This window comes from Winogradskyella aurantiaca (assembly GCF_003362725.1).
In the GTDB taxonomy this organism is placed as follows: domain Bacteria; phylum Bacteroidota; class Bacteroidia; order Flavobacteriales; family Flavobacteriaceae; genus Winogradskyella_A; species Winogradskyella_A aurantiaca.
In genome coordinates, this window is sequence record NZ_QKTV01000001.1 from 338,511 (window position 1) to 358,865 (window position 20,355).

At 38.4% G+C, this 20,355-nt stretch carries 20 protein-coding genes and 1 tRNA gene; 12 read left to right on the forward strand and 9 right to left on the reverse strand.

Annotated features, from left to right (window positions below):
• Position 1: 1 nt before the first annotated feature.
• Genes DN064_RS01560 through DN064_RS01575 form a run of 4 tightly spaced genes read left to right on the forward strand, consistent with a single transcriptional unit; the run spans position 2 to position 3,977 of the window.
• The gene (locus DN064_RS01560) at positions 2-550 is read left to right on the forward strand and encodes a CopD family protein (RefSeq protein WP_115460850.1); all 549 of its coding nucleotides are present in this window, start codon (positions 2-4) and stop codon (positions 548-550) included.
• Positions 551-592: 42 nt separating this feature from the next.
• Positions 593-2,059: a sensor histidine kinase gene (locus DN064_RS01565; RefSeq protein WP_198659388.1), complete on the forward strand. Its 1,467-nt coding sequence runs from the start codon at positions 593-595 to the stop codon at positions 2,057-2,059.
• Positions 2,060-2,068: 9 nt separating this feature from the next.
• Entirely contained in the window at positions 2,069-2,851 is a 783-nt protein-coding gene (locus DN064_RS01570) for an enoyl-CoA hydratase/isomerase family protein (protein ID WP_115460851.1), read from the forward strand.
• Positions 2,852-2,903: 52 nt separating this feature from the next.
• Entirely contained in the window at positions 2,904-3,977 is a 1,074-nt protein-coding gene (locus DN064_RS01575; RefSeq protein ID WP_115460852.1) for a PA0069 family radical SAM protein, read from the forward strand.
• Between the two features lie 60 nt (positions 3,978-4,037).
• On the opposite strand, the gene DN064_RS01580 is transcribed toward DN064_RS01575, so the two are convergent.
• Together DN064_RS01580 and DN064_RS01585 are read right to left on the reverse strand one after the other, a co-directional pair.
• Complete coding sequence (locus tag DN064_RS01580) at positions 4,038-4,304, reverse strand: hypothetical protein (RefSeq protein WP_115460853.1); 267 nt, start codon at positions 4,302-4,304, stop codon at positions 4,038-4,040.
• 30 nt (positions 4,305-4,334) lie between these two features.
• On the reverse strand, positions 4,335-4,910 hold the full coding sequence (locus DN064_RS01585; RefSeq protein WP_115460854.1) for a hypothetical protein: 576 nt from the start codon (positions 4,908-4,910) through the stop codon (positions 4,335-4,337).
• A 201-nt stretch (positions 4,911-5,111) separates the two neighbouring features.
• Between DN064_RS01585 and DN064_RS01590 the strand changes: the two genes are divergently transcribed.
• Complete coding sequence (locus DN064_RS01590; RefSeq protein ID WP_115460855.1) at positions 5,112-5,984, forward strand: AraC family transcriptional regulator; 873 nt, start codon at positions 5,112-5,114, stop codon at positions 5,982-5,984.
• 7 nt (positions 5,985-5,991) lie between these two features.
• Here DN064_RS01590 and DN064_RS01595 read toward each other — a convergent pair whose 3' ends face one another.
• From DN064_RS01595 to DN064_RS01605, 3 genes are all read right to left on the reverse strand, one after another.
• Entirely contained in the window at positions 5,992-6,642 is a 651-nt protein-coding gene (locus tag DN064_RS01595) for an HD domain-containing protein (protein ID WP_115460856.1), read from the reverse strand.
• Entirely contained in the window at positions 6,635-7,378 is a 744-nt protein-coding gene (locus DN064_RS01600; protein ID WP_115460857.1) for a lysophospholipid acyltransferase family protein, read from the reverse strand. Before DN064_RS01600 ends, DN064_RS01595 begins: the two co-directional genes overlap by 8 nt.
• A gap of 63 nt (positions 7,379-7,441) precedes the next feature.
• Positions 7,442-7,852, reverse strand: coding sequence for a BrxA/BrxB family bacilliredoxin (locus tag DN064_RS01605; protein WP_115460858.1), 411 nt, complete (start codon positions 7,850-7,852; stop codon positions 7,442-7,444).
• 115 nt (positions 7,853-7,967) lie between these two features.
• Here DN064_RS01605 and DN064_RS01610 point away from each other — a divergent pair, with 115 nt between their 5' ends.
• On the forward strand, positions 7,968-8,750 hold the full coding sequence (locus tag DN064_RS01610) for a TerB family tellurite resistance protein (RefSeq protein WP_115460859.1): 783 nt from the start codon (positions 7,968-7,970) through the stop codon (positions 8,748-8,750).
• Between the two features lie 51 nt (positions 8,751-8,801).
• Here the strand turns inward: DN064_RS01610 and DN064_RS01615 are convergent, their stop codons facing one another.
• The gene (locus DN064_RS01615) at positions 8,802-9,461 is read right to left on the reverse strand and encodes a hypothetical protein (RefSeq protein WP_115460860.1); all 660 of its coding nucleotides are present in this window, start codon (positions 9,459-9,461) and stop codon (positions 8,802-8,804) included.
• A gap of 141 nt (positions 9,462-9,602) precedes the next feature.
• Here DN064_RS01615 and DN064_RS01620 point away from each other — a divergent pair, with 141 nt between their 5' ends.
• Positions 9,603-10,424, forward strand: a complete 822-nt coding sequence (locus DN064_RS01620) for a ZIP family metal transporter (protein WP_115460861.1) — start codon at positions 9,603-9,605, stop codon at positions 10,422-10,424.
• A gap of 136 nt (positions 10,425-10,560) precedes the next feature.
• On the opposite strand, the gene feoB is transcribed toward DN064_RS01620, so the two are convergent.
• The 3 genes from feoB to DN064_RS01640 form a co-directional block, all read right to left on the reverse strand.
• A complete protein-coding gene (feoB, locus tag DN064_RS01630) occupies positions 10,561-12,660 on the reverse strand; it encodes a ferrous iron transport protein B (protein WP_115460863.1) in 2,100 nt (699 codons plus the stop codon).
• A complete protein-coding gene (locus tag DN064_RS01635) occupies positions 12,653-12,880 on the reverse strand; it encodes a FeoA family protein (RefSeq protein ID WP_115460864.1) in 228 nt (75 codons plus the stop codon). Before DN064_RS01635 ends, feoB begins: the two co-directional genes overlap by 8 nt.
• A 74-nt stretch (positions 12,881-12,954) precedes the next feature.
• Complete coding sequence (locus DN064_RS01640; RefSeq protein ID WP_115460865.1) at positions 12,955-13,629, reverse strand: SCO family protein; 675 nt, start codon at positions 13,627-13,629, stop codon at positions 12,955-12,957.
• A gap of 205 nt (positions 13,630-13,834) precedes the next feature.
• On the opposite strand from DN064_RS01640, the gene rseP reads away from it, so the two are divergent.
• From rseP to DN064_RS01665, 5 genes are all read left to right on the forward strand, one after another.
• The gene (gene rseP / locus DN064_RS01645) at positions 13,835-15,178 is read left to right on the forward strand and encodes an RIP metalloprotease RseP (RefSeq protein WP_115460866.1); all 1,344 of its coding nucleotides are present in this window, start codon (positions 13,835-13,837) and stop codon (positions 15,176-15,178) included.
• Positions 15,179-15,466: 288 nt separating this feature from the next.
• Positions 15,467-16,741, forward strand: a complete 1,275-nt coding sequence (locus DN064_RS01650) for a ribonucleotide-diphosphate reductase subunit beta (RefSeq protein WP_115460867.1) — start codon at positions 15,467-15,469, stop codon at positions 16,739-16,741.
• Between the two features lie 3 nt (positions 16,742-16,744).
• A complete protein-coding gene (locus DN064_RS01655; RefSeq protein WP_115460868.1) occupies positions 16,745-18,529 on the forward strand; it encodes a ribonucleoside-diphosphate reductase subunit alpha in 1,785 nt (594 codons plus the stop codon).
• Between the two features lie 171 nt (positions 18,530-18,700).
• Positions 18,701-18,774: transfer RNA gene (locus tag DN064_RS01660), tRNA-Asn, on the forward strand.
• 50 nt (positions 18,775-18,824) lie between these two features.
• Positions 18,825-20,252: a pyridoxal phosphate-dependent decarboxylase family protein gene (locus DN064_RS01665; protein WP_115460869.1), complete on the forward strand. Its 1,428-nt coding sequence runs from the start codon at positions 18,825-18,827 to the stop codon at positions 20,250-20,252.
• Positions 20,253-20,355: the final 103 nt, after the last annotated feature.

Sequence of the window (20,355 nt, forward strand, 5' to 3'; positions counted from 1 at the left end):
AATGGAATTATACAACTACATAAAAGCATTGCATTTGATATTTGTAACAACCTGGTTCGCTGGGTTGTTTTACATTCCTCGTCTCTTTGTTTACCAAATTGAAGCCTCGCAGAAGCCTTCTCCAGAGAAGGAAATACTAGGAAGACAATTGAAACTTATGGCAAAGCGACTTTGGTACATTATCACCTGGCCTTCTTCTATTTTGGCCACTATTTTTGCAATATGGTTGTTGGTACTCATGCCTAGTTGGTTGTCTTTTGGATGGATGCACGTCAAACTATTATTTGTTTTGCTCTTGTATGCTTATCAATATCAGACGCATGTGTATTATAAACAGTTGCAGAATGATATCGTGAAAAAGTCTTCAAGTTTTATGCGTTTGTGGAATGAAGGGGCTACTTTCATTTTATTTGCTGTTGTCTTCTTAGTAATTTTAAAGAGTAGTCTAAATTGGATTTTCGGTATCATTGGTCTAGTGGTACTTGGAATTTTAATCATGCTAGGTTACCGCGTTTATAAAAATATTAGGGCTAAAAACCCCGATGCCTAAAATGGTCTGATTTTTATGCGGTCTTGAGCCTAAACTAGCCACATGCAGTTAAAAAAACTTTCTTTAAGAGCTAGAATTTTTGTCGCCATGATTGTATTGGTGCTGCTTGCATCGGTATTAATAGCGGCGGTAACTATTTATCAATACAATGAACAAGCTCAGGATTATCATCGTGAGCGTTTAGGTAGAAAGGAAAGCAACATAAAGGAAAGTATTAATTACACCATTAAGGAGACTACTTATCCCGTAACCACTGAGAATATTCCGCTTATCTTTAAAGATGAGATCTTTGAAATAGCGGCCATTCACAGGCTTCAAATTAACCTGTACGATCTAGACGGAAACTTATTAAAATCTTCCAAAGCCCAGTTGGCAAGACGGAGGTCTCAAAAACCACTTGACCCAAATATTCTTGAGAAGATTGCCAACACAGTGGATCACCGCTATGTTGAGAAAAACAGTTTGAATGGACAGGTATTCCAATCGTCCTACTCCTATATTACAGATGAGAAATTCAAGAACCTAGCTATCTTGAATTTACCTTATCTAGAAAATGATGATTTCTTTAATAAGGAACTAAATCAGTTCATGTTGCGCCTAAGTTATGCCTACATTATCATGATTCTGGCCGCCATTGTACTGGCCTATTTCATTTCTAAATACATCACCAGATCCCTAAAAACCATTGGTGATAAAATGGATGAATTTCAGCTGGAGAAACGCAATACTAAAATCGATATAGACTCTGCCAGTTCAGAAATTATGTCATTGGTTAAATCCTATAATGGTATGATAGAAGAATTGGAAGCTAGCGCTGTAAAACTTGCTACGAGTGAACGTGAACAGGCTTGGAGAGAGATGGCTAAGCAAGTGGCTCATGAGATAAAAAACCCACTAACCCCTATGCGCCTTAGCGTTCAAAGCTTTCAGAGAAAATTCGATGCTAAGGATCCTGATGTGGATCAAAAGGTAAAAGAGTATAGCAATACACTAATTCAGCAAATTGATACCATGAGCTCTATTGCTTCTGCTTTTTCAAACTTTGCAAAGATGCCAGCTCAGAAGAGTGAAGAGCTAAATGTGGTCAAGATTGTTAAACTAGCACTTGATATTTTTAATGAGGCCTATATAAGTTTTGAGTCTGATAGCACTTCCATAATTGCCAAATTTGATAGGACCCAGTTGATACGTGTGGTGACGAATCTTGTAAAAAACAGTATTCAGTCCATGCCAGGTGGATCGCACATGCCGTGGATAAAAGTTAGTGTGTCTAACAAGGACCAACAGGTCTTTATCAGTGTAAAAGATAATGGTTCAGGTATCGACGAAGACACCAGGGATATGATTTTTGAACCAAAATTCACAACAAAAACCAGTGGTATGGGATTAGGGCTGGCCATGGTTAAAAATATTGTGGAAACCTTTGATGGAAGTATTACCTTTACTTCAGAATTAGGGAAAGGAACCGAATTTGTGGTGTCCTTTCCAATGGAACAATCGTCGCAATAACACCTTACTATGTCTTACCAAAATATCTTATCAGAGTTTGATAACGGAGTTACAACTATCACCATCAACAGACCAAAAAAGTTAAATGCACTTAACAGAGATACCATTCAGGAGCTGCATACAGCCTTGACTATAGCTGATGAAGAGCATGAGACCAAGGTGATCATTGTCACGGGTTCTGGTGAAAAAGCCTTTGTAGCCGGTGCAGATATTAGTGAGTTCTCGGATTTTGATGTATCTCAGGGGTCTAGGCTTGCGGCAAAAGGACAAGAACTATTATTTGATTATATCCAGAATTTAGGCACTCCTACTATTGCAGCTGTCAATGGCTTTGCCTTGGGTGGTGGATTGGAATTGGCCATGGCTTGCCATTTTAGAGTGGCAAGCAATAATGCCAAGATGGGACTGCCAGAGGTGTCTTTAGGGGTTATACCTGGTTATGGTGGTACTCAAAGACTGCCTCAATTAGTTGGTAAAGGACGGGCCATGGAAATGATAATGACCGCTGGGATGATAGACGCCAATCAGGCCTTACAATACGGTTTGGTTAATCATGTTAAGGCTCAAGAAGAATTACTAGATGCTTGTAAGGAAATTGCTCAGAAAATTATGCGTAATTCGTCAGTAGCTATTGCAAAGGCTATTGAGGCTGTTAATGCTAACTACACAGATGGTGTTAATGGTTTTGAGGTAGAAGTGGAAGCCTTTGGTGCCTGCTTTGGTACCGAAGACTTTAAGGAGGGCACTACAGCCTTTCTTGAAAAGCGCAAAGCAGATTTCCCAGGAAAATAAATACTACATTCTGTAGCTATCATTACTACAGGTAAGATCGTACCTTGTGATAGTGAATGATGCCCTAAATTTAAAAGGAAGAGGTGCCCAAATTAACACCAGGAACCGGTTTGATAAACTGATTCATGAACGGCGTGCTGACTTCTTGGAACACTGCGCTAAATCTGAAGAGGAGGTCGACGATCAGAAGACCAATTATCTCACTGTATATCCAAAATCCATAGTTAACAAGATTACTAGCCCCGATGTTGGGATGGCGTATTCTCTTAATCCTTATCAGGGTTGTGAACATGGTTGTATTTACTGTTATGCCCGTAATAGTCATGAATACTGGGGTTTTTCAGCAGGTGTTGATTTTGAGCGGCAAATTATGATAAAACAGAATGCCCATAAGCTTCTTGAGACCTTTATTACTAGAAAAAATTGGTCGCCTCGAACGATTGTACTTTCTGGGAATACAGATTGTTACCAGCCTGCCGAACGCAAATTCAAACTTACGCGGCGTTGTTTAGAAATGATGTTGAAGTACAAGCATCCAGTGGGTATTATTACTAAGAATGCTCTTATTTTACGTGATTTAGACATACTCAAGGAATTGGCCAAGCACAATCTCGTGGTTGTGAACTTCTCGGTAACCACCATAGATGAAAAAACCAGACGCGTATTAGAGCCTCGAACTGCAAGTGTGAACAGGAGACTAAAGACCATTAAAACCTTAAGTGAGCACGGTATTCCTGTTCGTGTTATGCTAGCACCCATCATTCCTGGTATTAACAGTCATGAGATTCTCAAGATGGCTAAAGCGGTGTCCGAACATGGTGCATTGGGAGTAGGGCATACCATTGTTAGATTAAATGGTGCTGTTGGTGAAATTTTTACGGATTGGATCTATAAAGCAATGCCAGATAAGGCCAATAAGGTACTCAACCAAATAAAGGCCTGTCATGGTAACTCCTTAAATGAGTCGCGATTTAAAGTTCGTATGCGTGGTGAAGGTCCTGTAGCTGAGCAAATTAATAATTTGATGACCATTGCCAAGGCCCGTTATTTCAAAAACAAATCGCTTCCCACTCTCAGTAAAGATTTATTTGATCCCTGTCCAAGTGGTCAATTGAGACTGTTCTGAAAAGAAAAAGGCGAACCTTTTTGGTCCACCTCTTTCAATTTATACAATTTGAGTTAGTTGTTAATTTAAAGCAACTTCTACTGTGTTAGTCGCTTTATCTGTTTTAACAGAAGTCCACTGAACTAGTTTATGAACCAGATAAAAAGGACTTCCGATAATCATTAGGAATACAAAAAGTGGATACTTCAGTAATTCTAATGAAAAACGTGACTTTTGTTCTTGTGTTTTCATGATAATTGATGTTGTTATAAACATAATTGGGGTATCAAAATAGCCTACAACGATTGGCTTAATTGGAAAGTGGGCCCGAAGGCCCACATCATCCATCGCAAATAAAATTAACTAAATTAACTAAACTTAGATCTTAAAATTTCTTTTGTATGTTCTTCCATTAGCCTTCATTACTACCTTGTAACGACCAGGAAGGTTTTCTTTTAAATTGTAAACTCTGTTTAAGATCGCATTTCCGCTCACCGATTCGTGGTGAATCAAATCATTCTCAAAGAAAATTTTAATGTCTAGCGTACTCTCTTTATCGAGTGCCAATTGAGAAATAAGCATTCGGGAATTTTCGAATCTAAATACAGGTTTGTAAACAGACTTTTTAGTGTTCTTTAAAAAGGTCACTTCCTCTGATGCTACAACAAATTGCTGTGATTTAATTTCAAAATCCTTGGCTAATTCGAGCGTATAAAGGCCATCTTCTAATTTGGTAAGATCATAACTGGTGTTAAAAGTGCTAACAGTTTCTGTATATATAGTTGTTCCAGTATAATCTTTAATTGATAGTAGATAACCTCTTTTTACCTCTTTAATTAGAGTGGCATCGTTAGAAAGTGCTGTTGGGGCAGTTTCTACATTACTAACGGCGTAGCTGGCTAAAGTTCCAAACATTAGTGCTACTACTAGGGTTGTTTTGTTAAGTGTTTTCATTGTACATACGTGTTTAATGATTACGATACAAAAGTATATCAGGTATTTACCATGGAAAACATCAGATTTGACCAATTTATATGCTAAATTACCTTAATAAGCCATGTTAAATTAATGTAAAGTTAAAATAGCATATAAACGGGGTAATTTTATATAGATTGTTACGACCAATAGGAGTAATTTTGCATAAGATAAAATGCTATGAATCAAAAAAGACCGACTTTAGAAAAGATAAGTCCGGAGTTTGGTAGTTCTATCTTTGTAAGAAAGAATAAGGCCTACCCAGGGCCGGTGAAGCCCTTCTGGCATTTTCACCCGGAAATAGAATTGGTTTATGTAGACAAGGGCCGCGGCAAGCGGCATATTGGTAATCATTTGTCGTATTTTAATAACAGTCAGTTACTCTTGTTAGGATCCAATCTTCCGCACAATGGGTTTACCGACCGTTTAACCGTTAATGGTTCTGAAACCCTGGTGCAGTTTCTACCAGACTTTTTAGGTGATATTTTTTTCAATATCCCTGAAATGAAGAATATCAACAAATTGCTTGAACGGGCGAAAAAAGGAATTCTGTTTGGAGTCGCCGTCAAAAAAAGTGTAGGACCCAAAATTCAAAAACTACCTGAGCTAAAAGGATTGGAACGCATCCTCCTCCTCCTCGAAATATTAGAGGATCTAGCTAAAACAAAAGATTATATTTTATTAAATGTAGATGGTTATGTGGTGGAAACGGAGCAGCAAGACAGTTCTAAAATGGAGGTTGTATACAGGCATATCAACGATAATTTCCAACGTCAGATTTCCTTAGAAGAAATATCAGATAAAGCTAATATGACGGTACCGGCCTTTTGTCGTTACTTTAAGAAGACCACTGGAAAAACCTTTACTAAATTAGTGAATGAATACCGCGTTGTACACGCCACAAAGCTTTTATCGGAAAGCAACATGAGTATTGCCGATGTGGCCTTTGAGTGCGGTTTTAATAACTTCTCACATTTTAATAAACTATTTAAAGAGTTTACTGGAAAGAGCGCCTCTAAGTACCGCTCGGAATTAAAGATGATTGTGCAATAAGGTCGTTTTAGCGTAAACCCTCCCATTCCTTATAAAACTGATCTAGATAGTCCAACATAAACTGATGTCTTGAGGCTGCCAATCGCTGAGCAGTTTTGGTATTCATTTGGTCCTTAAGTAGTAAGAGCTTTTCGTAGAAATGGTTAATGGTAGGTCCCTTAGCTGTTTTGTATTCCTCTTTACTCATGTTGAGGTGGGGCGGAACCTCTGGATTGTAAAGAGCTCTGTTTTTAAAACCGCCAAAATTAAAACAACGGGCAATACCAATAGCACCAATGGCATCCAGTCGGTCCGCATCCTGAACAACTTCCATTTCCTTACTGGTAAACCGCTGATTAGAATCAAGACTGTTTTTAAAAGACATGTGCTCCACAATGTTGACGACATGTTCTATAATTACAGAATCTACATTTTTACTGAACAGAAATTCCCTGGCCATACGGGGCCCAATAGTCTCATCCCCATTATGAAATTTAGAATCGGCAATGTCATGAAGCAAGGCCGCCAATTCTACGATAGTTTGGTCAACAGGTTCGGATTGGGCGATTAACAGCGCATTTTTATAAACACGTTCTGTATGAAACCAATCATGTCCCCCTTCCGCATCGCGTAACACCGATTTTACAAAGATTGATGTTTCCGCTATCAAATTATTCATTGGCAATGAGTTTGGAAGTCACCGTTGTCTCTACTTCTTCAACGGTTGCATCAATATCACTGATACTTGAAATAGCAATGGGCATGTGCACTTCAAATTTCAAATGTGCACCTAATCCCAAAGGGAATTGTCCGTATTGCAGAAGTCTCCACGAATTATTAATTGTTATGGGAACGATTAGACCATCCGGAACATTTTGGATCATGGTTTTCAAACCTTTGGTTTTAAAGGCTTTGGGCTTTCCGTCTCTGCTCCGGGTTCCCTCGGGGAAAATAACAGCTGCCCAGTTTTTAGCGCTAATGGTATGCGCGAATTCTTCAATAGCTTTTATAGACCCTACGGCGTCTTTACGATCAATCATAACGGATCCTCCATGCCTAAGATTGTAGGATACACTGGGGATGCCTTTTCCAAGTTCTTTCTTGCTGATAAACTTGACATGATGTTTTCTAAGGTGCCAAATAATTGGGGGAATATCATACATACTTTGATGATTGGCTACCAATATTAAGGGGACCCCCACTGGAATGTCATGAGGATTATTAAAACTGAAACGTGTGCCAAGAATATTTAGACTGCGCATAATAAAGAACTGCAACCAGTCCACACTAATCTTATGAGCTTTATATCCAAAAACGTTAAAACAAACCCATTGAATGGGGTGAAATACCACAAGAGATAAGCCAAAGCTTATAAAGTATAAAAGCGTCAGTGGATAAGACAGTAATTTAAGCATGGGGCAAAATTAAAAAACCACGATAAAAATCGTGGTTTTATAAAGTCAAATCCGCTTTAAGATTTAGCAATGCTCGTTGTAAGCATCCATAAGATTCTCAGCAATCATTTCTGCCGGACGTCCTTCAATATGATGACGTTCTAACATATGAACTAACTCTCCATCTTTAAACAAGGCCATACTTGGTGAGCTTGGAGGAAATGGGATCATATATTCTCTGGCTTTATCAGTTGCTTCTCTATCTACACCTGCAAAAACAGTGACCAGATTATCTGGTGTTTTAGCATTCTGAAGGCTCATACTCGCTCCCGGTCTGGCATTTCTTGCGGCGCAACCACATACCGAATTAACAACCACAAGTGTTGTTCCTTCTTTAGAAATGGCAGAATCAACGGCATCTGCTGAATGTAATTCTTCAAAACCAACATTGGTCAAATCTTCACGCATTGGTTTTACTAATTCTGCTGGATACATATGTTTATTTTTTTAATTTTTAAACTGCTGCAAAGATACCAATTGTGTAACAAATGCCCGCAGCCATACACTAACTAATAGTATATTTAAGCATTCAAAAAATCTATAGATAGTAATGAGTTTTACAAAGTGGATTGGGGCAGCTTTAGGCTGGTCGTTTGGTGGACCAATTGGTGCTATTATTGGTATGGCTTTAGGGAGTCTTGTGGATGGTTTTTCTGATAGTCAGCCTAAAATAGGGCCCAGGCCATCGCAACGACGATCATCCAGATCCAAACGGCGACCACATCCTTATCAAGAGCAACGGCCTAAAACACAATCAGGAGATTTTGAAGTAAGTCTATTAATTCTGGCGTCAATTGTTATAAAGGCAGATGGGCAGCAGGATGAACGTGAACTGGAATTTGTACGCCAACAGTTTCTAAACATGTACGGGAAAGAACGTGCTAATCATGCATTTGAACTTTTTAAGCAAGTTAGTAAACAAAAGGTATCTAAGCGGCAAGTAAGCTTGCAGATCAAACAAATGATGGATCACGCCTCGCGCTTGCAATTGCTTCACTTCCTGTTTGGAATTGCTAAGGCTGACGGTCATGTGTCTGAAGATGAATTGAAAACCATTAATACCATTTCAGGTTATTTAGGCATTGGTCAAAAAGACTTTGAGAGTATCAAGGCCATGTTTTACAGCGAGAAACGCAATGCCTATAAGATTTTGGAAATTGAAGAATCCGCTTCAGATTCAGAGGTGAAAAGGGCCTATAGGGTAATGGTAAAGAAATACCACCCAGATCGCGTATCACACTTGGGACCAGAACATCAAAAAGGAGCAGAGGAGAAGTTTCGACGGGTTCAAGAGGCCTACGAATACATTCAAAACAAACGTGGATTTAAATAAAAAAAGCAGCTGTTTAAGCTGCTTTTTGTTATACAATAGTTTGACTTACATTTAGTCAAGTGCTTTCCCAATTTTCTTTACCAAATCTTTAGAAACGTTAGAAACATTTGAAGGATTATCTAATTCAGAGGTTACAACGGCCACTAATTGCTCGTCACCAGATTTAGTTAAATCATAAATTGTAGTTTCAAGCACATAAATCTGGGCGATAGATGTGGTTGATGATGAAGGTACATATGTTCCATAACTTGAGTAAGCATAAGGATGGTAATAATAGTCATAAAAACCACCATAATATCTTGGATAATAGCCCATATAACTACCACCTGCATAATAACCTCCAGAAGTAGTAGTACGTTGCTCTTCTCTATAGTCTTTTACTGCAGTTAAAACAACTCCATTATATCCTTTAGAATCTAAAAGTTGTTGCAACTTGGCACTGTCCTGATCCGATTTGTCGTCTGGACTAAATGACGTAAATGATGTAAAACTTGCTTCAGCGTTATAACCTGAGGCGGTCATCACGTCAACAATTTCATTTTCTAGGGCAATTCGTGCTTGTTTGTTTTCAGTTCTAGCAACAATCAGAAATTTGTTACTCTTCATATCAGTGATGTTATCGCTTTTCCAGGCATCAAGAACTTTAACACTGGAGCATCCTGTAAGAGTTAATAAAAGAACTGCAAATACGGGAATAATTAATTTTTTCATAAGACTCGTTTGTTTTGAACTTAAAAATAAAAAACAATTTCTAAATACCTTGATTTTATTATAGTTTTTAAAGGTTTAGACAGTACTAAAAATATAATTATATTTGTCAAAATATTTATTGATTTATAATACCAAATACTAATGGATAGCATTATTAGTTATTTTGAGTCCATCGACCCCATTTTAGGGGCTTTATACGCATCATTATTTACCTGGGTATTAACCGCTGCAGGTGCATCTTTGGTGTTCTTCTTCAAGGGAATGAACAGAGCACTTCTTGATGGAATGCTTGGTTTTACAGGAGGCGTTATGGTGGCTGCTAGCTTTTGGAGTTTGCTATCTCCTGGAATTGAAATGAGTGAAGGTGAAGGTTTTGCTAAAGTGGTACCCTCTGTTATAGGCTTTGCATTGGGCGCACTTTTCATATTTGGTCTGGATAAAGTACTTCCTCATTTGCATATAAACTTCAAAGAATCCGAAAAAGAAGGTGTTAAAACCCCCTGGCATCGTACGACCCTTTTGGTCCTGGCTATTACGTTACATAATATACCGGAAGGTTTGGCGGTAGGTGTACTTTTTGGGGGAGTAGCAGCAGGTATTCCCGAAGCTACTATTGGCGGTGCTGTGGCACTTGCCTTAGGAATTGGTATTCAGAACTTTCCTGAAGGTCTTGCTGTTTCTATGCCCCTTAGACGGCAAGGTGTCAATAAATTCAAATGCTTCTGGTATGGTCAATTATCGGCTATTGTTGAACCCATTGCAGCGGTTTTGGGCGCAGTGGCGGTAACCTTCTTTGAACCTATGTTACCTTATGCTCTCGCTTTCGCAGCTGGTGCTATGATTTTTGTAGTGGTTGAAGAGGTGATACCCGAAACTCAACGCGATAAATATACAGATATAGCTACCTTAGGCTTTATCGGGGGATTTATTATTATGATGACTTTGGATGTAGGTCTGGGTTAGAAATTTAATGACATCCACAATCATCGTGACCACATGATTTAGTAGCCTTAGCTGGTATTACAAATTTTTTAAGTAGGAAGTAAACAGCAATACCTACGCTTGTAAAAACCAGAATATTTTGAATTATATCATTCATTTAGATCAGCGTTTGATAAGCTATTAGTGCTGCAAGATACGCAATTGAAGTCATGACCACTAATTGATACATAGGCCACTTCCATGAGTTGGTTTCACGCTTAACTATAGCTAGAGTACTCATACATTGCATAGCAAAGGCATAAAATAACAATAGAGACATTCCAGAAGCCAGATTGTATCGGGGCACTCCAAGTTTCGCATTACGTTCACCACGCATTTTTTCTTTAATGGGTTCGCCTTCCTCGCTTTCCACACTGTAAATGGTAGCTAGAGTTCCGACGAAAACTTCTCGCGCAGCAAAGGAGGTGATGATTGCTATGCCAATTTTCCAATCGTATCCTAATGGTTGTATCACCGGTTCAATACTGCGTCCGGCGATACCTATGTAAGAGTGTTCTAATTGGTAAGAGGCAATTCTTTGATTAAGTTCTTCTTCGGATAATTCTAAGGAGGATAAATTTTCTGTAACGATCTCCTCTGCTTTATTAAAGTCGTCTCCAGGCCCATAAGAAGCTAGAAACCACAGAATAATTGAAATTGCCAGGATAATCTGTCCTGCTCCAAAAACAAAGGCTTTGGTTTTTTCTACAACGGTAATGCCAACATTCTTAAACTGCGGAACTTTGTAGTCCGGCATTTCAATTAAAAAGAAACTTTTACTTCTAATCTTTAGGACTTTATGTAAGATGTAAGCAGATCCGACTGCCATTCCAAATCCTAAAAGATACAAGAACATTAACATTAAAGCCTGATAACTTAATCCTAAAAAACTGCCCTCTGGTATCACCAGAGCAATAATAATGAGGTATACCGGTAAACGGGCGGAGCAAGTGGTAAACGGGGTTACCAGAATCGTGATAAGACGTTCTTTCCAACCTTCAATATTTCTTGTAGCCATGACGGCTGGAATAGCACAAGCGGTTCCTGAAATTAATGGAACCACACTTTTTCCACTGAGTCCAAAACGGCGCATGAGTTTGTCCATTAAGAACACCACCCGACTCATATAACCACTCTCTTCCAGAATGGCAATAAATAAGAATAAGAAAGCAATTTGAGGAATAAAGATAACTACCCCACCTAATCCAGGAATAATACCTTCCGCTATAAGGTCTGTAAAAACTCCTGCAGGTAGCGTCGTTTTAACAAGTTCACTCAGGGCAGCAAAGGTCTCGTCAATAAAGTCCATAGGATATTGCGCCCAATCATAAATGGCCTGAAATATGAGCATTAACAAGCTGAAGAAAATCACATAGCCCCAAACCTTATGTGTAAGAATGCGATCCAATTTAATTCGTAAATCAGTCGCAGCATTGAGATCAACCGTTTTTCCTTTTTTGAGTACCGCATTTATAAACTGATAGCGCTTAATAGTTTCTTTTTGTTGAAGGCGCTTCAACTTGGTATCAGATTTGACTTTAAAATCTGAAAGCGCATCAATTTTTTTCTTGGTGACCTGACCAAAGTTGACATCCTGTGTGATCACCAACCATAATTTGTACAGTTGTTGATTAGGGAAAATGCGCTGTAGATTACCAAAATAAGAGGATTCAATTTGACTAATGTCTAAACAGGCATCCGTTGACAATGATTTATAATTACTTATAAGGTTCTTCAGCAGATCTATCCCTTCATTCTTGCGTGTGCTAGTTAAAGCGACTTTTGTTTTTAACTCAGCTTCTAAATGCTCAATATCAAGAGAAATTCCTTTTTTGCGCATTCTGTCAGACATGTTTATAACCAGTATACTAGGGATATTCAGGTCTTTAATCTGGGTAAATAACAGCAAGTTTCGTTTCAGATTCTCTACATCCGTAACTACGACAGCCACGTCCGGATAATCTTTGTCATTGGCATTTAGCAAAAGTTCAATGACCACACTTTCGTCCAGGGAGGATGCGTTAAGGCTGTAAGTACCAGGAAGATCTAAAATGTGTGCTTTAACTCCTTTTGGTAATTTGCAAACACCGGCTTTGCGTTCAACAGTTATTCCAGGATAGTTTCCAACCTGCTGATTAAGTCCAGTTAAGGAATTAAATACGGACGTTTTTCCAGTATTGGGATTTCCAATAAGTGCTACCTTTATTTGTTTACTCATTGGATAGTTCAATTTGAATATGCACAGCGGTTTCCTTTCGTATTGCCAGGTGTGTATCGTTGATATTAAGGTAAAGTGGATCGGAAAAAGGTGCCACCATCATGAGTCGAGCTTGATTACCGGGCAGACAACCCATTTCGAGTAATTTTAAAGGAATATATGGGGATGACACATCTTTAATAATGGCCACTTGTCCACGTTTTAGGTCTGCTAAGGTCAAAAGCTTATTTAGAATAGATTTAAAGAAGTAAAAATAGTTGAAAACCTTCAGTGCTAAAAACTTAAGCTCGAATTTTAAGATTCTTTTTTAAGAATGGCAATATCCTTTAAGAGTCTTTGAATTTCTTCAGGATTAGTGCCGTCATAAAACCCTCGTATCTGCCGTTGCTTATCAATAAGCATGAAATTTTCGGTGTGAATCATATCAAAAGCATCTCCATTGCCATCGCTTTTTACCGCCAGATAGCTCTTTCTAGCCAGATTATAAATTTGTTTTTTATCTCCCGTTACTAAATTCCATTTTCGGTCGATTACTCCCTTTTCCCGAGCATATTGTTTGAGCCTAGCCACACTATCAATTTTTGGTGTGACTGAATGGGATAACAACATAACCTCATCATCGCCAACTATTTCTTTTTGGATCTCATACATATGATCCGTCATAATAGGACATATGGTTTGGCAGGTGGTAAAGAAGAAGTCTGCCACATAGATTTTGTTTTTATAGGTGTCTTGTGTAACAATTTCACCGTTTTGATTGACTAACGAGAAGTCGGCAATCTTATGATATTTACGTTGGTACTGAATGCTTGAATCAACAAGTTCTTCACTTACCATCGTAGGTTGATAAATAGGTAAGGGCTTTTGAACATTCAGCACATTGAAGATAACCAGAATGATGATGACACACAGAATACCAAAGGCAATTCCAAATTTTTTGTACCCCTTAAAAAAGCTGAGAAGCGACATAAGATTTCCACTTAAACTATCGTTTGCAAAGTTACGGTGGAGTGCTCTTTTTTGGAAGGAAAATCCGTTAAAAGAGTTTAATAACTCGGGTAGCACTATCTGGAATTATAATTGCATGTTAAATAAACCCCTAAGCCTAGGACAAATATTTTTTCAATGTCTTTAAAAGGTTACTTTTGTGGTTTGAAAAATTGAAAACTATCCAATGGAATTTGTTATAAAAATATCTCAGTTTTTACTGAGTTTATCATTACTTATTGTTTTACATGAGTTGGGTCATTTTATTCCGGCCAAGCTTTTTAAAACAAAAGTTGAAAAGTTTTACCTCTTTTTTGATGTCAAATTTTCACTCTTTAAAAAGAAAATAGGTGAGACCGTATATGGAATAGGGTGGTTGCCTCTTGGAGGCTATGTGAAAATTGCAGGAATGATTGATGAGAGTATGGATAAAGAGCAAATGGCACAGCCCCCACAACCCTGGGAATTTAGGTCGAAACCAGCTTGGCAACGGCTTATTATTATGCTTGGGGGCGTAACGGTTAATTTTATTCTGGCCTATTTCATTTTTGTCGGTATTTCATTTACCTACGGGGATAAAGATTATACCCTTGAAGGCTTTAAAGATGGCTATCTTATAGAGAATCCATTAATGCAGGAGTTGGGCTTTCAAACAGGAGATAAAGTGCTTGCTGTTAATGGTGAGCCTTTAGAAACCCACTCTCAGGTAATCCGCAGTTTGATATCTGCTGAGCAGTTCACGGTCGAACGTAATAATGAGGAAGTGAATATTGATTTACCTGAAGATTTTTTAGGTCAATTATCATCTAGAAAAAACAGAAAAAGCCTTTTTCTAATGCGTTTTCCATTTATGGTAGACAGTGCTAATGATACCCTACAGAATAGTTCTGTAGATCTTAAACAAGGCGATGTGTTATTAGCTGTTAATGGGCAGCCTGTGCGGTATTACGATCAGGTAGCACCTACCCTTGAGGGTTATAAAAATCAGACGGTAAGTGTATCACTTTTAAGAGACAATGAGAAAATCGTTCGTGATCTTAAAGTAGATGCCGAAGGTAAAATTGGAGTCTACCCTGCTGTTTCCGAAAAACGTTTTGAGGAGCTGGGCTATATTGGGGTGACCCGCAAAGAGTATACTTTTTTTGGCAGTTTTGCAGGCGGAGCAGAAAAGTTTGTGGATGAGGTTGTTGGTTATTTCGATCAGTTAAAAGCTATTTTTAATCCGAGTACAGGGGCTTACAAAGGTCTGGGAGGATTTAAAGCTATTTATGATGTGTTTCCAGATTATTGGAGCTGGGAGTCGTTCTGGAGGTTAACAGCGTTTCTGTCCATTATGTTAGCAGTTCTCAATTTGTTACCAATTCCTGCTCTGGATGGTGGCCATGTGATGTTCCTGCTCTTTGAAATAGTTTCTGGTAAAAAACCTAGTGAGCAGTTTTTGGAACGGGCTCAAATCATTGGCTTTTTCATCCTGATAGCCTTGGTACTTTTTGCCAATGGGAATGATATTTTTAAAGCTTTGTCCAATTAGAATCTAGGACATAAAATATTCTCAATAACGGGGGCCGATTTTGAATTCAAAATCGGTCTTTTTTTCTCCAATTTGATGTTGAATTAACGTTTTGGTTACATTAATTTTTAATGTCAATTAACAACAAATCACCTGTTTTTGGCGCTAGAATATCAAAATTTCCTGTGTTTAAAAGGCCTAAGTCCTGTTGATAATTTTGTGAACAAAGATGCTCCTACTCCTTAAAATTGAGTTAAAGAAAATGGGATTTTTATAACTCTCTTAGATAGAAAAAATTCTACCTTTTTTATGGATGTACAATATATAGTAAAACGCGATTTTACGACTAAACCCTTTGAAATCAGCAAGATAACTAACGCTGTATTGAAGGCGATGACGGCTCTTGAGCATGGTGGACTCGAGGATGCAGAAAAAATTTCTAATCAAGTTTATAAGGCTTTATTAGCTCAAAAAGAGAAAGATAATAGCTTCGTTCCAACTGTTGAATTTGTTCAGGATGAAGTTGAAAATGCATTGATGGCAAGTTCCTTTCTCGACGTTGCCAAAGCATACATTCTTTACAGAGATGAGCAAGCGCGGAAGCGTCAGACCAATATCTTTGAAAAACGTGTGAATTTGAAGCCATATGAGTATCCACAACTTTATGAATATGTACCAGCTATAAGACATTCGTATTGGATTCATACGGAGTTTAATTTTACTAGCGATATTCAGGATTTTAAGACAGGGTTATCGGAAGTAGAGCGTAGTGCTATTAAAAATACCATGCTGGCTATTTCTCAAATAGAAGTGGCCGTAAAATCGTTCTGGGGAGACATTTATGGACGTATGCCAAAGCCAGAGATTGGATCTGTAGGTGCCACCTTTGCCGAAAGCGAAGTAAGACATCACGATGCTTATTCACACTTATTAGAAATCTTAGGATTGAATGGAGAATTCAAGGCATTAAAGAAGAAGCCTGTTATCATGAAACGGGTGCAGTATTTAGAAACAGCATTAAAGAATGCCAAAAGTGATGATAACAAGGAATATGCTGAATCCATTTTATTATTCTCATTATTCATTGAGCACGTATCGTTATTTTCTCAGTTCCTAATTATCATGGCCTTTAACAAGCATAAGAATGTACTTAAAGGTATCTCTAATGTCGTAGAAGCGACATCTAAAGAAGAGCAAATTCACGGTGATTTTGGTATCGACATTATCAAGATTATTAAAGATGAAAACCCAGATTGGTTTGATGCCAATTATGAGGTGATGATTCAGAACATCTGTAAGGAAGCATTTGAGGCCGAAAGCCAATTGGTAGATTGGATCTTTGAAGCTGGTGAAATCGATTTTCTTCCTAAAGCCGTTGTCAATGAATTCATTAAGAACAGATTCAACAATTCTTTAGAAAGCATAGATATTGATAAAGTTTTTGATATAGACGAATCCCTTGTGGCCCAAACCGAGTGGTTTGATGATGAAATCATCGCCACCAAGCATGGTGATTTCTTCGTTAAGCGATCCATTAACTATAGTAAAAGAACCCAAAGTATAACCAGTGACGACCTATTTTAAATTATGAGCGAAACCAACTTAATTACATCCAAAGAACAACAAAGTAGTACACAATCAGATTTACTAACTGCTAGAAAAAAAACACTACAAGAGAGACAAGCCCTAAAGGATCAACCGTTCGCCTGGTTAACAGAGTACAGTCGCCAGTTTCTGGCCTCAGGCTATCTTGTTGATGGGGTCACTCCAGAAGGGCGTATAAGAGAGATAGCGGACAGAGCCGAAGCTATATTAAACAAGCCTGGATTTTCAGATAAGTTTTACGATTACATGTCCAGAGGCTTCTATTCCCTGGCATCTCCTGTTTGGTCTAATTTTGGAAAGGAACGTGGCTTACCTATCAGTTGCTTTGGATCGCATATTGATGATGATATGGGTAATATTTTATATACCCAATCTGAAGTAGGCATGATGTCCAAACTTGGAGGTGGTACTTCAGGTTATTTCGGAAAAATACGTCATCGTGGTGCTCCTGTTAAAAATAACGGACAAGCTTCTGGAGCTGTGCATATCATGCAATTGTTTGAATCTATGGTAGATGTGGTGAGTCAAGGTTCTGTGAGACGTGGTCGTTTTTCGCCTTATCTACCTGTTGATCATCCGGATATTGAAGAGTTCCTAGAAATTGGAACGGAAGGAAATCCAATCCAGTCTCTTACTCATGGGGTCTCTGTATCGAATGATTGGATGGAAGAAATGATAGCTGGTGATGTTGAAAAGCGTTCTGTTTGGGCTAAAGTGCTACAGAGCCGTGGAGAAATGGGTTATCCTTACATTTTCTTTAGAGACAATGCTAATAACAATGCAGCGGATGTATATCAAGATAAAAAATTACCAATCCACGCTAGTAATTTATGTACAGAGATTATGCTGCCATCTAATGATGAGTGGTCTTTTGTATGCGTCTTATCGTCCATCAACTTATTACATTATGATAAGTGGAAGGAAACAGATGCAGTTGAAACCATGGTTTGTTTCTTAGATGCCGTAATAACAGAATTCTTAGAGAAACTAGAATCTTATAGAGACTCTTCAGACCGAGAAGATCGTCAGACCTTTATGTTCATGGAACGCGCCTATAATTTCGCTAAAGAGAACAGAGCTTTGGGTATGGGCGTATTGGGATGGCACTCGCTATTACAATCTAAAATGCTACCCTTCAACAGTCAAGAGGCATTTAATTTAAATAGTGAAATTTTTAAAACAATAAAAGAGCGTTCTTATAAGGCTTCAGAATCCTTAGCTGAGGATTATGGTGAGCCAAAAGTATTGGAAGGTTATGGGAGACGCAACGCTACTTTAAATGCTATTGCTCCAACTACATCGTCTGCTTTTATCTTAGGACAGGTGTCTCAAGGTATAGAGCCCATCTGGTCCAACATCTATGTGAAGGATATTGCCAAGATAAAGACAACAATTAAGAACTCTTATTTAGAAGACTTATTAGAAGAAAAAGGCCAGAATAATCAAGAGGTATGGAGAAGCATACGCGAGCACGATGGTTCTGTACAACATTTAGACTTCTTAACCGATCTTGAGAAGGACGTCTTCAAAACCTATTCAGAAATTGACCAATTGGATATCATTTATCAGGCAGCAAACAGACAAAACCACATTGATCAGGGACAGTCTGTAAACATAATTGTTCATCCAGACATGCCTGTTAAGGATATCAATAAGATACACATCACAGCCTGGAAGTTGGGACTAAAATCCCTATACTATCAGCACAGCATGAATGCAGCCCAGAAATTCAAGCAAAAGAAAGAGTGTACGAGCTGTGAGGGATAGTGACTTAACTACAAACTAAGTGTTAATTGGAGTAAGGGGTGTTTTTTAAGCACCCTTTATTTTTTGCTATTTAACGGCTCTACAAAGTCATACGGAGTTAGAAGAAATTCAAGTTTTAAAATTGTGGAGAATAAAAAAATAACCTATATTTGCGCTCGCTAACGCGAAAATTCCTCCTTAGCTCAGTTGGTTAGAGCATTTGACTGTTAATCAAAGGGTCCTTGGTTCGAGCCCAAGAGGGGGAGCAAAAAAACCCAGCTATGTCGCTGGGTTTTTTGTTTTTAAACCCAATGTTATGGACAATTCACATAAACTCCAACTTAACGCCCAGGAAATGAAAGACTATGGTTATCAAGTAATTGACGCCATTGTAGAACATTTTATTGAAGAGACTAAAAAACAACCTGTAGTCTTTGGAACCCGGGAAGAAATGGATTCGTTGTTTAAAACGGAGGCTCCAGAAGAGCCCATGAATTATAAGGAGGTGATGGATTTTGTGGTGGACAAGGTACTACCAAATTCCAGTATCGTATCGCATCCAAAGTCGTATTCGTTTGTACCGGGCCCTAGTAATTATGTGAGTGTTATGGCCGATACGTTAGCAACAGGGTTTAATATTTTTTCAGGAGGCTGGGCCGCCTCTCCAGCGGCGGCTGAATTAGAAATTGTCACCTTAAACTGGTTATTAAAACTCTTTAAGTTTCCTTCAAAGAAGGGTGGTGGCTTATTTACAAGTGGTGGCTCTATGGCCAATTTAACGGCTTTAGTAACGGCACGGCGTCAAATGTGTGGGGATGACTTTTCAAAGGCTGTGATTTATATGTCAGATCAAGCGCATTCCTCCAACATAAAGGCCATTCGTGTATTGGGCTTCAGAAAAGAACAGGTGCGCATTATACCAACAGACCTGGAGTTTAAAATGGCCATTAATAAACTTAAGAATGCTATTGCCAGAGATCGTTTGGCTGGACTACAACCATTCTGTATCATTGCCTCTGCAGGAACCACAAATACCGGAACAGTAGACCCATTAAATGATATAGCACGAATTTGTAAATCTGAGAAGTTATGGTTTCATATCGATGGGGCTTATGGCGGTGCTGCTATTTTGTCTAAGGCAGGCGCCTTGGCTTTAAAGGGTATTGAAAAAGCCGATTCTTTAACTATTGATCCTCATAAATGGTTGTATCAGCCATATGAAATGGGGTGTCTTTTAGTAAGGAATCACAAATGGTTAAGCCAGACCTTTACCGAAAAACCTGAGTACCTCAGGGATATAGAAGGCAACACATCAGAAATTAATTTTTACGATCACGGAATCCAGCTTACCCGACGTTTTAGAGCATTAAAGTTCTATATGTCGATGAAGACTTTTGGACTAAACGCTTTTAGAAAAGCTGTAGCCTATAATATCGATTTGGCGGAAGAAACGGAGACTATTTTGCGTGCTAGTACCAACTGGGAAGTGATTTCACCAGCAACTTTAGCAATCATTAATTTTAGATACAACCCCATAGACAAGCAGTATACAGAAAAGGAATTGGACGCCTTAAATCAAAAAATATCTGAAGGGATCATTGCTTCAAAAGAAGCACTATTGGTGACAACTGTTTTGCAGAATCAGGTGGTCTTACGTATGTGCTTGATTAATCCACGTACTACCATAAATGATATTAAAGAAACCCTTCAGAAATGCACGGCTATCGCTAAGACCCTCTCTTAAGACAGACAGATGACATTTTAAAATTAGAAATAATAGTTCTATTTGCAGCACTAGGTATATGAGGCTGAGGTATTCTATTTTGGAAATAGCACTATTATTTCTA

What these genes read in the sequence shown, in the direction of transcription:
- DN064_RS01560 (WP_115460850.1), top strand. Translation starts at nt 2, where the DNA reads ATGGAATTATACAACTACATAAAAGCATTGCATTTGATATTTGTAACA.
- DN064_RS01565 (WP_198659388.1), top strand. Translation starts at nt 593, where the DNA reads ATGCAGTTAAAAAAACTTTCTTTAAGAGCTAGAATTTTTGTCGCCATG.
- DN064_RS01570 (WP_115460851.1), top strand. Translation starts at nt 2,069, where the DNA reads ATGTCTTACCAAAATATCTTATCAGAGTTTGATAACGGAGTTACAACT.
- DN064_RS01580 (WP_115460853.1), bottom strand. Translation starts at nt 4,304, where the DNA reads ATGGATGATGTGGGCCTTCGGGCCCACTTTCCAATTAAGCCAATCGTT.
- DN064_RS01585 (WP_115460854.1), bottom strand. Translation starts at nt 4,910, where the DNA reads ATGAAAACACTTAACAAAACAACCCTAGTAGTAGCACTAATGTTTGGA.
- DN064_RS01590 (WP_115460855.1), top strand. Translation starts at nt 5,112, where the DNA reads ATGAATCAAAAAAGACCGACTTTAGAAAAGATAAGTCCGGAGTTTGGT.
- DN064_RS01595 (WP_115460856.1), bottom strand. Translation starts at nt 6,642, where the DNA reads ATGAATAATTTGATAGCGGAAACATCAATCTTTGTAAAATCGGTGTTA.
- DN064_RS01600 (WP_115460857.1), bottom strand. Translation starts at nt 7,378, where the DNA reads ATGCTTAAATTACTGTCTTATCCACTGACGCTTTTATACTTTATAAGC.
- DN064_RS01605 (WP_115460858.1), bottom strand. Translation starts at nt 7,852, where the DNA reads ATGTATCCAGCAGAATTAGTAAAACCAATGCGTGAAGATTTGACCAAT.
- DN064_RS01610 (WP_115460859.1), top strand. Translation starts at nt 7,968, where the DNA reads ATGAGTTTTACAAAGTGGATTGGGGCAGCTTTAGGCTGGTCGTTTGGT.
- DN064_RS01615 (WP_115460860.1), bottom strand. Translation starts at nt 9,461, where the DNA reads ATGAAAAAATTAATTATTCCCGTATTTGCAGTTCTTTTATTAACTCTT.
- DN064_RS01620 (WP_115460861.1), top strand. Translation starts at nt 9,603, where the DNA reads ATGGATAGCATTATTAGTTATTTTGAGTCCATCGACCCCATTTTAGGG.
- feoB (WP_115460863.1), bottom strand. Translation starts at nt 12,660, where the DNA reads ATGAGTAAACAAATAAAGGTAGCACTTATTGGAAATCCCAATACTGGA.
- DN064_RS01640 (WP_115460865.1), bottom strand. Translation starts at nt 13,629, where the DNA reads ATGTCGCTTCTCAGCTTTTTTAAGGGGTACAAAAAATTTGGAATTGCC.
- rseP (WP_115460866.1), top strand. Translation starts at nt 13,835, where the DNA reads ATGGAATTTGTTATAAAAATATCTCAGTTTTTACTGAGTTTATCATTA.
- DN064_RS01650 (WP_115460867.1), top strand. Translation starts at nt 15,467, where the DNA reads ATGGATGTACAATATATAGTAAAACGCGATTTTACGACTAAACCCTTT.
- DN064_RS01655 (WP_115460868.1), top strand. Translation starts at nt 16,745, where the DNA reads ATGAGCGAAACCAACTTAATTACATCCAAAGAACAACAAAGTAGTACA.
- DN064_RS01665 (WP_115460869.1), top strand. Translation starts at nt 18,825, where the DNA reads ATGGACAATTCACATAAACTCCAACTTAACGCCCAGGAAATGAAAGAC.